At 66.9% G+C, this 15,641-nt stretch carries 10 protein-coding genes; 7 read left to right on the top strand and 3 right to left on the bottom strand.

Features of this window, described 5'->3' with window-relative positions:
- Positions 1-221 precede the first annotated feature (221 nt).
- The 7 genes from galT (at position 222) to hemG (ending at position 10,315) form a co-directional block, all read left to right on the top strand.
- The gene (galT, locus tag G5C50_RS04920; protein ID WP_165065865.1) at positions 222-1,274 is read left to right on the top strand and encodes a galactose-1-phosphate uridylyltransferase; all 1,053 of its coding nucleotides are present in this window, start codon (positions 222-224) and stop codon (positions 1,272-1,274) included.
- Positions 1,267-2,682 carry a galactokinase gene (locus G5C50_RS04915; RefSeq protein WP_165065862.1) on the top strand — a complete coding sequence of 472 codons (1,416 nt, stop codon included), beginning with the start codon at positions 1,267-1,269 and terminating at the stop codon, positions 2,680-2,682. The genes galT and G5C50_RS04915 overlap by 8 nt, the downstream gene beginning before the upstream one ends.
- A 16-nt stretch (positions 2,683-2,698) precedes the next feature.
- Positions 2,699-4,210: a phosphohexomutase domain-containing protein gene (locus tag G5C50_RS04910; protein WP_165065859.1), complete on the top strand. Its 1,512-nt coding sequence runs from the start codon at positions 2,699-2,701 to the stop codon at positions 4,208-4,210.
- Positions 4,211-4,643: 433 nt separating this feature from the next.
- Positions 4,644-6,371 carry a sodium:solute symporter family protein gene (locus G5C50_RS04905; RefSeq protein ID WP_165065856.1) on the top strand — a complete coding sequence of 576 codons (1,728 nt, stop codon included), beginning with the start codon at positions 4,644-4,646 and terminating at the stop codon, positions 6,369-6,371.
- Between the two features lie 195 nt (positions 6,372-6,566).
- Positions 6,567-6,842 carry a hypothetical protein gene (locus G5C50_RS04900; protein WP_206107582.1) on the top strand — a complete coding sequence of 92 codons (276 nt, stop codon included), beginning with the start codon at positions 6,567-6,569 and terminating at the stop codon, positions 6,840-6,842.
- A gap of 825 nt (positions 6,843-7,667) precedes the next feature.
- Positions 7,668-8,741: a uroporphyrinogen decarboxylase gene (gene hemE, locus G5C50_RS04895; protein WP_165065850.1), complete on the top strand. Its 1,074-nt coding sequence runs from the start codon at positions 7,668-7,670 to the stop codon at positions 8,739-8,741.
- A gap of 89 nt (positions 8,742-8,830) precedes the next feature.
- Positions 8,831-10,315 (top strand): protoporphyrinogen oxidase, encoded by a 1,485-nt coding sequence (gene hemG, locus G5C50_RS04890; RefSeq protein WP_165065847.1) that lies wholly within the window; start codon positions 8,831-8,833, stop codon positions 10,313-10,315.
- A 7-nt stretch (positions 10,316-10,322) separates the two neighbouring features.
- Here hemG and G5C50_RS04885 read toward each other — a convergent pair whose 3' ends face one another.
- The 3 genes from G5C50_RS04885 to G5C50_RS04875 are packed head-to-tail and all read right to left on the bottom strand — an operon-like array spanning position 10,323 to position 15,617.
- Entirely contained in the window at positions 10,323-12,113 is a 1,791-nt protein-coding gene (locus tag G5C50_RS04885; RefSeq protein ID WP_165065844.1) for an ABC transporter permease subunit, read from the bottom strand.
- Between the two features lie 15 nt (positions 12,114-12,128).
- On the bottom strand, positions 12,129-13,922 hold the full coding sequence (locus tag G5C50_RS04880; RefSeq protein ID WP_165065841.1) for an ABC transporter permease subunit: 1,794 nt from the start codon (positions 13,920-13,922) through the stop codon (positions 12,129-12,131).
- A 54-nt stretch (positions 13,923-13,976) separates the two neighbouring features.
- The gene (locus tag G5C50_RS04875) at positions 13,977-15,617 is read right to left on the bottom strand and encodes an ABC transporter permease (protein WP_165065838.1); all 1,641 of its coding nucleotides are present in this window, start codon (positions 15,615-15,617) and stop codon (positions 13,977-13,979) included.
- Between the last annotated feature and the right edge of the window lie 24 nt (positions 15,618-15,641).

The raw sequence follows: 15,641 nt of genomic DNA, 5'->3' as shown, positions 1-15,641 counted from the left end.
GTCTACCTTCCTGGATCGTGAGAGAGGTCGTCTGTGTTCCTCGTGGTGTTGCTGTTAATTATAGGTACGTCGCCCAACGTCGCCTCGTTCGGCGCTGTTGCGCCAGTGCATCCTGGCGGCCGTTGAACGCATCCGTTAGTGTGGGCGGTGTGCGATTCGGCCCCCCGTCGCATGGGGAGGCCCATTTCAAATCAGAGTCGGAGCGGCCGGGGTCGTCGGTTATGACCTGGGAACAGCGCTGGCATCCTTTGCGCGAGGAGTGGGTGGTTGTGGCCGCCCACAGGAACAACCGACCCTGGACCGGGGGCAGCGTCGAGGGGGCGGGCAAGGTCGTCCCTGAATACGACCCAACCTGCTACTTGTGTCCTCGCAACGCGCGAGTCGGCGGGGTCGCCAACCCGGATTATCAGGGCGTCTTCGTCTTCGATAACGACATGCCCTGCGTCGGGCCGAACGCGCCTCGGGACTTCCCGCCGCCGCCGAAGCCGTACCGCGTCGAGCCCGCGACCGGCGTCGCGCGCGTCGTCTGCTACACGCCGAGGCACGACCTGACCCTCGCCGAGCTGGGACGTCGCGGGGCCGTCGACCTGCTGACCTGTTGGCAGGAGCAGTACCGCGAGTTGGCGGCGCGGCCCGAGGTGAATCACGTCTTGATGTTCGAGAACAAGGGGGAGGTCGTCGGCGTCTCCAACCCGCACCCCCACTGCCAGATCTACGCCACCAACTTCGTCTTCAAGACGATCGCCAACGAGGCGGAGATCGGCGGCCGGTACTGGAACGAGAACCGTCGCACGCTGATGCAGGACGTGATCGCCGCCGAGCAAGCCGACGGCCGTCGCATCCTCGCCGAGAACGACTCGGCCATCGGCTTCATCCCCTACTTCGCCCGGTACGCCTACGAGACCTTCGTCACGCCCAAAGAGCCGCACCAGAACCTGGCCGATCTCTCGCCGAAGGAGATCGACGATCTGGCCCTCGTGCTCGATGAGGTCCTCATCCGGTTCGACAACCTCTGGGAGATGTCGTTCCCCTACGTGATGGCCTTGCACCAGGCTCCGACGGACGGGATGCGTCGCGAGGGGTTTCACTTCCACATCGAGTTCCATCCGCCCCTGAGAAAACCCGGCCTGTTGAAATACCTGGCCGGACCTGAGATCGGCGGCGGCAGCTTCCTATCCGATACCTGCCCGGAGGAGAAGGCGGCCGAACTGCTGGCCGTGCCGACCGTTCACTACAAGCATCGCGACGCGACGAAGGGGGCCGACGGTGTGTGACGTCGACCGCTTCATCGAATCGCTGCGCCCGACGACCGCCGGCGGCCTCTTCGAACCCGGCCTCCCGATCGCGGTCGCCCGCGCCCCAGGGCGACTCGACGTGATGGGGGGCATCGCCGACTACTCGGGCTCGCTGGTTCTCCAGATGCCGATCCGCGAAGCGGCCCTCGCCGCCGTCCAGACCGGCGGAGAAGGGGAGGGCCTGCTCGTCGTCAGTGAAGCCGCCGAGCCCGGTGATCGCCGATCGGTCCAGATGAGCCGCTCCGACCTCGACGACCTGCTTGCCGCTTCCTATCAAGAGGCCCGCGAGATCCTGACCCGCGATCATGCGAGTTCCTGGGCCGCTTATCTCGCCGGAGTCCTCGTGGTTTTGGCCCAGGAGGAGCGGGCCCGCTTCGATCGCGGGATGCGGATCCTGCTGCGGTCGGAGGTGCCCGAGGGGAAGGGCGTCAGTTCGTCGGCGGCGATCGAGGTCGCGACGATGCAGGCCGTGGCCCGGGCGATCGGCCTGAAGCTGGACGGAGTGCGGCTGGCCACCCTCTGCCAGCGAGTCGAGAACTACGTCGTCGGCGCTCCTTGCGGGATCATGGATCAAATGGCTTCGGCCCTGGGGCGAGAGCATGAGTTGCTCGCGCTCCTCTGCCAGCCGGCGGAGGTTCAGGGGTACGTCCCGATCTCGCCGATGATCGGCCTCTGGGGGATCGACTCAGGCGTTCGCCACGCGGTCGGCGGCGGCGATTATGGGTCGGTGCGGACGGGGGCCTTTATGGGCTATCGGATCATCGCCGACCTGGCGGGGCTGCCCGTCTCGGAAGTCGATCTTTCGGGTGTGCTTCGTGTTGAGGATCACCACTGGAAGGGTTTCCTCACGAACCTGAAGCCCTCCGAATTCGACGCCCGTTTCCGCGACCGTCTTCCCGAGACCATGTCCGGGGCCGAGTTTCTGGCAAGCCATCGGGGCCTGACGGATCCTGTCACACGCATCGATCCATCCCGGACCTACGCCGTGAGGAAGCCGACGTCGCATCCGGTGTACGAGAACGACCGCGTGCGACGGTTCGGCGAACTGGTGGAAGAGGCCCACGCCGAGGATGCGCTCCGGGAGATGGGCGTCCTCATGTACCTGTCGCACGACAGTTATTCGAGTTGCGGGCTGGGCTCGGACGGGACCGATCGTCTGGTGGCGATGGTCCGCCAGGCCGGCCCCGAATGGGGCCTGTACGGGGCCAAGATCACCGGCGGCGGCAGCGGCGGGACGGTCGCAATCCTGGGCTGGTCCAACGCCGGCGACGCGGTCCAGGAAATCGCCGACCGCTATGCTCGGGAGACCGGCCGGACGGCCTACGTCTTCGAGGGCTCGTCGCCGGGGGCATGCCAGTTCGGGACGCGGGTGCATACCCTCGATTGATTAAAGGACCGATGACGTGTCCGACGCCTTGAACCTGTCGATGTTCCGAGCCTACGACATCCGCACGCCGTCGGCCGACCTCACGCCCGAGTTGGCCGAGCGACTGGCGCACGCCGAGGCCGTCTACTTCCGCGACGTCCTCAAGACGACCGGCGTCACCCTGGCGCACGACGCCCGCTCGACGGGGCCGAAATACCTGACAATTGCCGCCGAGGTCTACCGCCGGGCGGGGCTGGACGTGGTCTGGCTGCCGGGCGTGACCTCCACGTCGGCCTTCTACTACGCGGCGATGCGCCGGCCTGAGCTGGCGGCCGTGATGGTGGGGGCCTCGCACAATCCGGCCGGCGACACCGGGCGGAAGATCCTGGGGCCGAACGTCGCACCGATCGCCCGCGCCATCGGGCCTGACGGAGGGCTCGACTCGATCCAGGCGATCTACGAGGCCGGCAAGTCGTCGGCCGCGTCCTCAACGGGTCGGATCACGGCCGAGGACTACATCGACGACTACGTCGCATTCAGCATGGACCTGGCGGGCGTCGAGCCGGGCTCGCTCAAGGGGGCGAGGTTCTTCCACGACTACCTCTTCGGTGCGGCGGGCCGGGAGATGGTGCTCGCCTTCACCAAGGCCGGCGCGGATTTGCATCCGCTCCACTTCGCGGCCGACGGCGCGTTCCCGCTGGGCGACCCGAACCCGGTCAAGCAGGCCGTGATCCGCGAGGGGATCGAGGCGATGACGGCCGGCGGCTTCCTCGCCGGCATGTTCTTCGACGGCGACGGCGACCGGCTGGACGTCTACCGCGGCGAAGGCTCGTACCTCTCCTCCAGCTTCGTTTACGCGGCGATCCTCCCGGAGATCCGCAAGCGGTTCCCGGGCGACGGCCTGGGGGTTTTCGCCGACCTCAAGTGCAACCCGCTGGCGATCGTCGAGATGGCCCGCTGCGGACTGTCGGTCGACGTGATCCGCAACGGCCATTCGCAGATCAAGCAGAGCCTCATCGACGATCCGAAGCGGATCGGCTGCGTCGAGGAATCGGCCCACTTCTATGAGGCGTTTTCTCCCGACGGCCGCGGTCGCTACTGCACCGAGAACACCCTCTACCTGGCTCTCCTGATCGCCCGAGTCTGGTCCGAGGACCCAGCACGCTTCGACCGGATGTTCGAGATCCAGAAGACGACGGCCCGCGAGCGCGAGTGGGGCTACAAGTTCCCGACCGACGACCAGCGGCAGGACGCGCTCGACGCCGTCCGCGGCCACTTCGAGGCCGTCGGCGCGCGGGCGATGAGCCGGATGAAGAACGGCATGGACCTGGAGGCCACCCTGCTCAGGCGAGGGCTTTCCTTCGACGTCGGCAGCGGGACCGTCCTGCCGGCCGACTGGCTCCAGGTCTGTCAGAGAGTTTCTCAGAGCGAGAACGGCCTCGCTCGCTGGGAGGTCGTCGCGGCCGTCCCCGAGCTGGCCGCGCAGGCGCGTCGCGAGATCGCCGAGGTCGTCGCTCGTCACGGCGCAGGAGCCGAGTACCAGGGCTGAAGCAGACACGTCGTTACAGCGGTTTTCAAAGGAGTCGTAGGCAGAAGACGAGTTTGTCGACCGGTGGTCCGGGCGGCTCGCCCGGACGCCTTGGAGACCGTTTCACAGGTGCCTCGGAGGTGGTCCTCAACGGCCTTCCCCCCTGGAGGGGGAAGGTGGCCCGAAGGGCCGGATGAGGGGGATGATCGGCGTCGGATCCGCGTTCAACGAGTCGTTCGTGATCCCACGCCGGTCGTCCCCCTCAACTGACCGCTCCGCGGTCTGTCTTCCCCCTCCAGGGGGGAAGACGTCGGAGCGCTCGCCGAGCACTCTTGGGGACAGCCTCGTGCCGATCCGATCCACAGATCGCGATGTTTTCAGGTTGCGTATGCCATTCCAGAGTCAACCGCGATAGTTCTCTATCCATTCCCTCGATCGAATCGAGACACGCACGATGACCGGACCGCTTGCTCCCCCTTGGATACTCGCCCAGGCCGTCGCGGAGGCCCCGCTGATCTCCCTGGGCCTCCTCGATATGGCGATCATCGTCGTCTACTTCCTTATGGTGCTGGGCATCGGCTGGTACCTGAAGCAGCAGACGACCACGGGCGAGGACTTCTTTCTCGCCGGCCGCGAGATGACGGCCTGGATCGCCGGCCTGAGCTTCCTCTCGGCAAACCTGGGCTCGCTGGAGTTGATGGGGTGGGCGGCGGCGGCCTATCAGTACGGCATTCTGGGGACGCACTGGTACTGGATCGGCGCGATCCCGGCCATGCTCTTCCTCGGCCTGGTGATGATGCCGTTCTACTACATCTCCAAGACCCACTCCGTCCCGGGTTATCTGCAACTTCGGTTCGGCGAGGCCAGCCGAGGGTTCGCGGCCCTCTCGTTCGCGTTCATGACGATCCTGATGAGCGGGATCAACATGTACTCGATGGCCCTGGTGATGAAGGTCGTCCTGGGCTGGGACATTCACTTCAGCATCTGGGTTTCGTCGCTGACCGTCGCCGCTTACGTGGCGCTCGGCGGGCTCAAGTCGGCGATCTTCAATGAGGTGTTGCAGTTCGTCCTGATCTGGGCCGGGGCGATGCTGGTGCCGATCCTCGGCCTCTACGAGGTCGGCGGCTGGGAAGGGCTGAAGGCGAGGATCGCCGAGCAGACGGGACGTGGCGATTACGTCCACCTCTGGAGCACGCTGGGGTCGTTCCAGGACAACCCGATGGGCATCCACTGGACGGGGATCGTCCTGGGCCTGGGATGGGTGATCTCGTTCGGCTACTGGACGACCGACTTCCTGGTCGTTCAGCGCGTGCTGGCGGCCAAGGATCTCCGAGCCGCCAAGACGGCCCCGATCATCGGTGCGGCGTTCAAGATGGCCGTGCCGTTCATCGTGATCCTCCCCGGCCTACTGGGGCTGGCCTTGCTCGACGTCAAGCTACTCCCCGAGGCCGACGCCCTGAAGCAGGGGGGCCACAGCTACAACGAGGTCCTGCCGCTGATGCTGGCCCGGTATTGCGGCCCGGGGCTCCTCGGCCTGGGAATCACGGCCCTGATCGCCGGGTTCATGGCCGGGATGGCCGGCAACGTCAGCGCCTTCGCGACCGTCTGGACGTATGACGTCTACCGGGCCTACATCCACAAGAACGCCAGCGACTCCCATTATCTGACGCACGGCCGGATCTGCACGGTCCTGGGCGTCTTTGTGAGCATCGGCGCGGCGTACCTGGTGATGCAGTTCGCCAGCATCATGGACTACGTGCAGGCCCTCTTCAGCTTCTTCATCGCACCGTTGTTCGGGACGGTCTTGCTGGGCATGCTCTGGAAGCGGGCCACTCCGGCGGGCGGTTTCTACGGCCTGCTGGCCGGGACGCTGGCGTCGATCGGGATGTGGCTGTGGGTGCGGCTGGACCCGAGCGCCCTGGCGATCGTCGCCCTCTCCAAGCACGCTCAGGCGATGGCCGAGAACATGTACCGGGGGCTCTGGTCGTGGCTCGTCTGCGTCATCGTGACCGTGGCGGTCAGCTATGCGACGAAACCCAAGCCCGATTCCGAACTGGTGGGTCTGGTCTACGGCTGCACCGAGATCCCCCACGAGGAAGCGGCCCCCTGGTACGAGCGCCCCGCTGTCTGGGCGACGGTGGTCGCGATCGTCTTCGTCATCCTCAACGTGGTCTTCTGGTAAGAATCCGTCCCATCGGATGAAGGGTTGCGACCTACAGTCTTCCCCCCTGGAGGGGGAAGACAGACTGTGAAGCGGTCAGATTGAGGGGGACGACCGGCGTGGGATTGCGAACGACTCGTTGAACGCGGATCCGACGCCGATCATCCCCCTCATCCGGCCCTTCGGGCCACCTTCCCCCGCGAGGGGGGAAGGCCGTTGATCGCGCCCGGAGCCTTTGGGACATACTCCAAGAAAAGGGGGCCTCTTGTGGTCCAGGGCGGTCGACTCTCGATCTGGTTTTTCGTGGGCCTGATGCTGACCATCTACGGCGTCATGATCCTTGCCGCGGGGCTGTACGGCCTGGCGTATCCGCCGAACGTGAAACTGGCCTCGCTGCACGCCGACCTCTGGTGGGGGGCCATCCTCCTGGCCGGCGGACTGGTGTACCTCCGAGCCTTCAACCCGTCGAAGATGGGGCCGCCGGAAGCCTGACATGCGGTGGGTTGCATCGGTGTGGGATCTCGCGGCAAGCCAATCGCTCGGATCCGGGCGGGGCGGCGATCAGGTGGGAGCGTTTGAGGGTAGGATCTACACAGAGTGGATCGCTCTGGGCGCGTTCTTTGACATCTCGGTGGGATTGCATGCACGGCCGCGGGTAGATGCAGGGCTGTGGGGCTTAGGTCGAACCTCGCTCGAAGCCATCCGCCGGAAGGCATTTCTGAGTCCGAGGTTGGGGTTGGGTGCCATGGCCACGCTTGCGTGGCCATGTGATGGGCGAGGGACTCGCGGTCGCCCACGTCGGTTCATGGCCACGCAAGCGTGGCCATGGCAACCAGAGCTGCCTTTCTCGGGGGGCGTTGAGGGGGGCATGCCTGGTTTCCGTCCGAACGAAGCCACAGTTTTGATCGGCGTAAGTTGCATACCTTTATGGGTTTGCGTTTGTCGCAGAGGCTGAATGGCGGGCGCGAACCAACCCAATATCGAAGCCGAAGGCGAAGGCGGACGACGTCTGGGCGGGGGCATAGGAGAGGTTGATCGTCTCGGCTGGTTGACTCGTCGATCGGGCGCAGACTCGCGCGAACGAAGCCAGAATGGTTGTCGACGTAACGGGTTGTCTTTCAGGAGTTTGCGGTCTGGTTCGGCGGCCTGGTTCGGAGCGATCGAAGCCAAAGCGAAGCCGCAGGTGGGGCAAGGATGGGCCAGAGGACGGACCCGGCTTGCTCTCCTCCGCCAAGAGGGGAGCCTCGCGGGATTGGGGGGCGGTCGGCTAGGATAGGGGGCTCGATCCGCCTTCTTCCGCCCGCGAGACGACCCGCCATGCCGAGCGACCTCCCCACCCAGGAACGGACCATCCCGGACGCCCTCTGGAACAGCCGCTTCCTGCGGGCTTGTCGCCGCGAGCCAGTCGACGCCACCCCGGTCTGGCTGATGCGGCAGGCGGGCCGATACATGTCCGAGTATCGCTCGCTCCGCTCCAAGGTCTCGTTCCTCGAACTGTGCAAGAACCCCGAGCTGGCCGCCGAGACGACGGTCTTCGCCGCCGAGACGCTGGGGGTGGACGCGGCCATCCTCTTCGCCGACATCCTCCTCATCCTGGAACCGCTGGGCTTCGACCTGGAGTTCTCCAAGGGGGAGGGGCCGGTCATCCACAACCCGGTCCGGTCGGTCGGCGACCTGGCCGGCATGGAGCCGCTGACCGACGTCTCATCGCTGGGGTACGTCTACGAGGCCGTTCGACGCATTCGGGCCGAACTGCCCGCGAACATCCCCCTGATCGGTTTCGCCGGGGCGCCGTTCACTCTGGCCTGTTACGCGATCGAGGGGGGAAGCTCGCGGCACTACGAGAAGGCCAAGGCGTTCATGTACTCGGATCCCGGGGCCTGGAACGCCTTGATGACGATCCTGACCGACTCGACGGCCCGATACCTTAACGCCCAGGTTGCGGCCGGCGCCCAGGCGGTGCAGATCTTCGACTCGTGGGTCGGAGCGCTCGGGCCGGACGACTACCGTCGATTCGTTCAGCCCCACATGCGGCGGCTGTTCTCGCAGATCGTTCCGGAGGTGCCGGCGATCCATTTCGGCACCGACACCGCGACCTTGCTGGAACTTCAGCGCGACGCCGGGGGGACGGTCATCGGCCTCGATTGGCGGGTCGAGCTAGACGCCGGCTGGGAGCGGCTTGGGCCTGAGGTCGCCGTGCAGGGGAATCTCGATCCGGTCGTCCTGTTCGCACCCCTCGCCGAGATCGGACGCCAGACGCGCCGGATTCTCGACCAGGCGGCGGGGCGGCCAGGCCACATCTTCAACCTGGGCCATGGGATCCTGCCGCACACACCGGTGGATCACGTGCGTGCACTTGTGCAGATGGTCCATGAATTCTCTGCGCGATGAACCCCTGGCGAAACGGTGAAGGATCGGCGAAAATCCTGGATTGGGCGTCCGGACGCTCGGGAGAGGATCCGGGGAAGGGATTCGACTCGATGATTACGACGATCGAGCGGGGCGGGGACAAGAAGTCCTTGGACCGGGTGGTGGTGGTCGGCGGGGGCCTATCGGGCCTGGCCGTGGCCAGCCGCCTCCAGCAGTCCGGGCGCGAGCTTGGTCGGCCGGTCGAGGTCATCGTTCTGGAGGCGAAGGATCGCGTCGGCGGCGTCATCGCCACCGACCACCGCGACGGCTTCACGCTGGAGCGCGGGCCGGACTCGTTCATCACGAACAAGCCCTGGGCCCTCGACCTCTGCCGTCGGCTCGACCTGGACGGACGGCTCATCGAGGCCCAGTCCGCGCACCGGCGGTCGTTCGTTGTCCGCAAGGGGAAGCTGGCGGCCGCTCCCGAGGGCTTCGTGCTGATGGCCCCGCACCGGATCGCCCCCGTGCTGGCGTCGCCGATCCTCTCCCCCTGGGGCAAGCTTCGCCTGCTGGCCGAGTTGCTCATCCCGCGTCGGGAAGCGGCGACCGAAGAGAGCCTGGCGGCCTTCGCCCGCCGTCGGCTGGGTCGCGAGGCGTTCGACCGCCTGGTTCAGCCGCTCGTCGGCGGCGTCTACACCGGAGATCCCAACAACCTGAGCCTTCGCGCCACCCTGCCGCAGTTCCTGGAGATGGAAAAGCAGCACGGCGGTCTGATCCGCGCTGCGTTCCGGCACCGCAAGGAGGCCGAAGCCCGGATCGAGACCGAATCCTCCGGCGCCCGCTACGGCATGTTCGTCTCGCTGGAAGAGGGGATGGGCTCGCTGCCGAAGGCCCTGGCGGCGAGCCTCGACAAGGGGACCGTCCGCACTAACTCCCCGGTGCGGCGGATCAGCCGCTCGGCGACCGGCTCGGGCTGGCTGGTCGAGCCGCTCGACGGCCCCTCGATCGAGGCCGACGCCATTGTCGCCGCCACCGAGGCCCACGCCACGGCTCGCCTGATCGACGGCTGCGACCCGTCGCTCGCCTTGCAGCTCCGGGCGATCCCCTATGCCTCGTCGATCATCGTGAACGTCGCCTACCGCCGCGACCAGATCAAGCACCCGCTCGACGGCTTCGGCTTCGTCGTCCCGGCGATCGAGAATCGGCGGATCTTCGCGGCCTCGTTCCTCAACGTGAAGTTCCCCAGCCGAGCGCCTGAGGGGACGGCCCTCATCCGCGTCTTCGTCGGCGGCGCCGCCCAGCCGGAGCTGTTCGACCTCGACGACGAGGTCGTCCGCCAGGTGGTCGCGACTGAACTGGGCGAGCTGATCGGGGTTTCCGGCGAGCCCCTGTTCCTGGAGATCGCCCGCCACGCCCGCTCGATGCCTCAGTACGTGCTGGGCCACATGGAGCTCGTCGAGTCGATCCGTCGCAAGGCGGCGATGCACTCCAACCTGTTCCTCACCGGCGTCGCCTACGACGGAGTCGGCATCCCCGACTGCATCCGTGCCGCCGAGGCCACGGCCGACGCCGTCCTCGACCGTCTCGCCGATCCGGGATCGATCGCCGCGGCCTGATGCGGCCTCACTCCATTTCGGCCGTCGCCGGCTTGGGCTTCTCCAAAGGCCGGCGGCCGAACCGCGGGATCAACGCCTTGAACTCCCGCCATGGTCCCGATTCCTCGTTCCAGCCGGCGCGTCGGCCGAGTTGACCCTCGAACGACTCGCACGCAAGGCGAAACAGACCGAGGGTTGCGGCGCCCAGGATACAGGTCCATATAACCATCGAGGTGGGAAGCACAAGTCTCTCAAGATCCAGGCTGGGTCGATGCTCCGCCAGGGAAACCAGCCCCATGACGGTTCCGCCGATCGGCGAGCCGAAGAGGAAGAAGACCGCTGGATTTGGACCTGGCCCTCCCGACAGCGCCATCATCAAGGAGAGGAGCGGCCAGCCGACGCACGCGGCCACGTACAGGCCGACGCACAACCCAACAGCCCGCCCCTGCTGCGGCACCCAGACGGCGATCGCCAGCCCGAGACTCGTCGTGACCCCGGCATAGGCGAGGATGAGCCCCAGATAGAGCAGCAGCCCCGTCCACCAGCCCGAGGGCCCACACGCCAGCGCGGCGAGGAGCCCGGTCAGGAGGGCCATCGGAGCGACCATTCGGAAGGTCCCCCACCACTTTCCGGCCAGGATCTCCGTGGTGGTCAACGGCGTGGAGGTCAGCAGGTCCAGGCTTCCCCGGATCCGCTCCTCCGAGAGCGACGTCGACGACCGGACGCTCATCAGCAACAGGCCGACGCCCACTGTGTAGACGCTCGCCATGATCCCTGATTCCGCGGGGCCGCCGTTCCCGAGGATCTCGATGACGGTCGTCCCCGTCAGGAAGAGTGCGAAGCCCAGGTAACAGGCTGACACGAACCGCCCCCAGCGCGACGGTCGGTTGCGGGTCCATTCGCGCCAGAGGACCGGGTTGGCGTCGAGGGAAAGGGTTGGCAGGATCGATGGGAGCCGCCAGGTTCGGCGGCTGGTTCGACCTCCGCCCCCTTCGGATCGCTGGCGGACCGTGACCCGACGGATCGTCGCGATGCAGAGCCCGATCATCGCCGCCGAGAGGCCCAGGCCGCCTCCGCAGTAGATCAAGACCCGATGCAGGTGGTCGACCATCGACCCGTTGAATGACGGATAGAGCAGGGCGTAGGGGTTGGTCGCCTGGATCAGCCGGCCGAACCGCGAGAACCCCACGGCGCCAAGTCCCGCCATCACCATGAGCATGTTGACGGTGAAGGGGATCAGGGCCAGCCACGCCAGGACGATCATGTAGGTCGCCCCGAGCACCTCATGAGCCTTCTTCCCCCAGACGGAAAGGGTGAAGGCCAGGGTGCAGACGAGCACGGCGGTCGTCAGGGTCGTCAAAAACGACCCCAGCAGCAACATGGGGTCGATCCCCCCCAGCAGCGAGGAGAGCATCAGCACCGGCAGGGTGCAGCACACGAGGCCGATCACCGGCGTCAGCGCGGCGGCGAGCTTCCCCAGAACGAGCTCCGAGTCGGACAGGTCGGTCGCCATGACCTGCAAGAGCGAGCCCCGAGCCTTATCCACGCAGACGGCGCCGGCCGTCGCGGCTGGGGCGGCGAGCAGGATCAGAGTCAGCTCGATGGTGACGATCGTGGAGTAGATCGTCTGGCCGAGGCGGGCCAGTTCCTCCGTCTGCATGCCGTCGGGACGGTCGCCCCACGTGCCCCACGTGAACATGAGCCCCAGCAACAGCAAGCCGACGAAGAAGGACCGGACCGCGTAGAGCTGCCATCGACGTGAGATCCGAAGCCACTCATAGGCGAACACCGGACCCAACCCGAACCGCGGACTCGACATCGAGGGCCTCATGACTTACGCCGGTTCGGACGCCCCACGCGACGCCAGGGATTCCTCGGGAGCTTGTCGACGAAACGTCGGCAGGAGGTTGCGAAGACCTCGGTCAGCCGGATCGTCTGGGCCGTAGTCGGTCGCGCGTCCCAGGCATCGGTCAAACGTCGAACAGGAGACGATGAATAGTATCCCCGCCAGGAGCCAGTAATAGACGTTCCAGCACAACAGCCAGATGAACAATCCATCCTTCAGGTCGTTCGGCCCGAATGGTCGGCTATCCAGGAAGCCCAGCGTGGTCATGGCCGGGCCGTACAAGGGCGAGCCGATTAAGACGAACGGCCCGATGTTCGACATCGGAAACGTGGTCGCCGCGAGGACGACCCAGAGGATGCAGGCCGCCAGATAGAGGCCGACCGTGAGCGCGAGGACTCGACTCTGTCGAACGACCCAGATCGATACGGCCAGGCCCGTGCTCGTGACGGCCGCCCCATAACCGAGGATGAGCGCGACGAACAGGACCAGGCTTCCCCACATCCCGCTGAGCAGGCACGGGGCCGCGCCGACCAGCATCGGCAGGATGGCCAGGTAGGGGACGAGTCGGAACGTCCCCCACCACTTCCCGATCAGGATCGACCGGGTGCTCATCGGTGTGGACATGAGCACGTCCAGGCTCCCTCGGGTCCGCTCCTCCGAAAGCGAGGTGGCCGACCTCACGGTGAGGAGCAAGAGCCCCACCGAGACGAGGAACATGTTGACGACCGCCGTCGACTCGCTCATGCCGCCGCTCAGGACGTCGGTCAAGGCCGTCGAGGTAAGGAGCAGGGCGGTTGCGAAGTAGGTGAACCAGATGACTCGCGCCCAACGCGAGGGCCGAGTTCGGCTCCACTCCCGCCACAGAACGGGGTTGCCGTCGAGCGATGGCGAGGGGAGAAGCGTTGGGAGGCGGAGGTGGGCGAGGAGCCGCCACTTGGACTTCGGCGAGTCATCGCTCTCAACGCGCTGATGGAGCGTCACCGGCCGGATGCGTCGGATCGTCGCCCAGACCAGCAACGTCGAGACGACCAGGCAGCCGCCGAGAAAGAGGGCGACTCGCATCAGGTGCCAGGACGCGGGATCGTTGTACGTGGGGGTGAGCAGCTCGAAGGGATTCATCGCCTCGGCGTCGTCGAGGGCCGTCACGAAGAGCCCAAACGGCGAGAATCCCATGCGTCGGGCGATCGTCCCGGCTGTCGGGAGACCGGCGATCCAGAAGATCAGGATCAAGTACGTCGCGCTCAGCACCTCGTGCGTCTTTCGGCCCCAGACCGAGAGAGCGAACGCGATCGTGCAACCCAGGACGGCCGTCCCAATGGAGACCCCGAACGTGCCTAGGAGCGTCACGGGATCGACGCCCCCCAGCAGCGACGTGAGCATCATCACCGGCAGCATGCAGAAGACGAGGCCCAGGACGGGCGCTAGTGCCGCGGCCAGCTTGCCGAGGACGATCTCCGCGTCGGTCAGATCGGTCGCCATCACGTGGAGGAGCGTCCCGCGCGATTTGTCGAGGCAGACGGCTCCGGCGGTCGCGGCCGGGGCGGCGAGGAGAATCGACATGAGTTGTGTGAAGGCGACTGCCCAGTTGACGCTCCCCCCGAAGAGGGCAAGGCGTTGAAGGTCTGCCTCATCAAGGTTCCAGGGACAGGTTGCCCAGACAACCAGGAGCGCCCCCAGGATCGTCGCCACGAAGGCGGAGCGGATGGCGTAGAGCTGCCATCGGCGGGATATGCGGATCCACTCGTAGGCGAAGACCGGGCCTAGCGCGTCCTGCATCGCCATCGTCGACTCTCCGGGGGTGGGTCGAGTCCGTCGCGGCCGTTCATCGTACACTCGTCAGGCGTTGGACGACACGGTTTTCCGCAGCAGCGCCGCCGCCAGACATCCCGCGGCGGCGATCGCGGCCAGGGTCGTCAGCGCAACGCCCGCCAGGTGGCTTTCGACGCCGGTGTGCAACAAGCTCCAGATGAGCTGGCTGATCGTTTCGACGCCCGGCGGGACCAGCAGGTTTGTCGCCGGCAGCTCACCCAGCCCTAGCACAAAGGCCGACGCCCAGGCCGCCAGCGTCGCACGTCGCGAGAGCGGCAAGGCCACCCGCATGATCCGAGACGCCGGCCCCCAGCCGTCGACGGCCGCGGCGTCGAGCGTCTCCTCCGGCAGCCCCCGGATCGCCGGCCAGAGAATCAGAACCGCATACGGAAGCGTTCGCGCGGCCATCGCCAGAACGACGATCGCCGGCGCGTCGTAGATCCAATCGATCATTCGATATGCCAGCAACAGAGCCATACCTGTCACCGGCCCCGGCGCGGCGAGCGTCAGCGCGACGTCGATCAGCGCAATCCCTCGCCAGATCCGTGAATCCCGACAAAGCCAGCAAAGCCCCCAGGCGAGTGTCGTGGTGAGTGCGGCGGCGACGGCGGCCAGGATCGCGCTGGTGAGCAGCGGAGTTCGGCATTCCTCGGCGGCGGTGGCGAGCGTTCCGGTAAGCCCCGCGAACGACCACGAGGGCGGGGCGCCCATCTGCGCCCGGCCGCCGACTCGCCCCGCTCGCCAGACGAGGCTGGCGAGCGGAGTCGCGACAAGTCCACCAGCCACCGTTACGACGAGGAGCCCGAGCGGAACGCGCCACACGCCGAGGCGCCAGGTTCTCGACCGACTGAACGCCGTCGCGAGTCTTGTCGGCGAGTCCTGTCCCAGGCGTCGCGCGATGCAGAAGACCCCCGCGCCGATAGCCAGTAGCGGAGGTAACGCCACGCTCGCCGCGCCGGCTGGACCGTGCCCGAGGGAGAACTGGACGTAAGCCTCCTCGGCGTAGGTCCGGACCTGCAGCAGGTCGGTCACCGTCATGTCGCCCGCCGCAAGCACGGCCACCGCCAGGGCCGCGGCGGCGATCGCTCCCAGGCTGCGCCGTAGGGTGACCTTGGTCATGACCCTAGGCGCGGACATGTCGAGCAGGGCGGATTCCTCTAACTCCGGTTCGACCAGCCGCATGCCGACCCCTGAGAGCAGGACGACCCAGGGGAGGGCGGCCATCGCCGTCACCACGATCACGCCGAGTCGACCGACGAGGATCGGCCGCACGCCGAACGCCTGCATCCTCCCCGCGTCGCCGAAGGCTCCCAACCAGGCCGTCGCATGCAAGGGAAGGGGAACGAAGAGAGCCAGCCCGAGCGCTGCCAGCAGTGGGCGTCGTCCCCAGGCGTCGGTGCGAAAGAGGAGTAACGCCAACGCCACGCCTAGCGGCAAGGCGATCGCCTCGGCGCCGGCGACCACGATCAGGGTCTCCAGCGCCAGTCGGGCCGGCCGCGCCAGTCCCCCTGAATCCTCGACGACGGCCGCGGTCGCCGCCGGGTCGAGCGCGAGGCCGCCCCCGGCTGTTTCGATCGACGTCGGCCGGAGCGCTTCCAGCACCGTCGCGGCCGTCGGCCAGGCCACCAGGAGCGCAAGCCCAGTAGAGACGAGAATGTTCAGAGGCAATCTCGCCCAATCCCTCACGGCCGG

Origin of the sequence: Paludisphaera rhizosphaerae, assembly GCF_011065895.1 — a bacterium.
Lineage (GTDB): Bacteria > Planctomycetota > Planctomycetia > Isosphaerales > Isosphaeraceae > Paludisphaera > Paludisphaera rhizosphaerae.
The sequence above is the reverse complement of the archived record's forward strand: the minus strand, read 5'-3'. Positions and strand labels throughout refer to the sequence as shown.

Bases quoted from the DNA above. Each gene is read 5' to 3' on its own strand.
- galT (WP_165065865.1), top strand. From the start codon at position 222: ATGACCTGGGAACAGCGCTGGCATCCTTTGCGCGAGGAGTGGGTGGTT.
- G5C50_RS04905 (WP_165065856.1), top strand. From the start codon at position 4,644: ATGACCGGACCGCTTGCTCCCCCTTGGATACTCGCCCAGGCCGTCGCG.
- hemE (WP_165065850.1), top strand. From the start codon at position 7,668: ATGCCGAGCGACCTCCCCACCCAGGAACGGACCATCCCGGACGCCCTC.
- hemG (WP_165065847.1), top strand. From the start codon at position 8,831: ATGATTACGACGATCGAGCGGGGCGGGGACAAGAAGTCCTTGGACCGG.
- G5C50_RS04885 (WP_165065844.1), bottom strand. From the start codon at position 12,113: ATGTCGAGTCCGCGGTTCGGGTTGGGTCCGGTGTTCGCCTATGAGTGG.
- G5C50_RS04880 (WP_165065841.1), bottom strand. From the start codon at position 13,922: ATGGCGATGCAGGACGCGCTAGGCCCGGTCTTCGCCTACGAGTGGATC.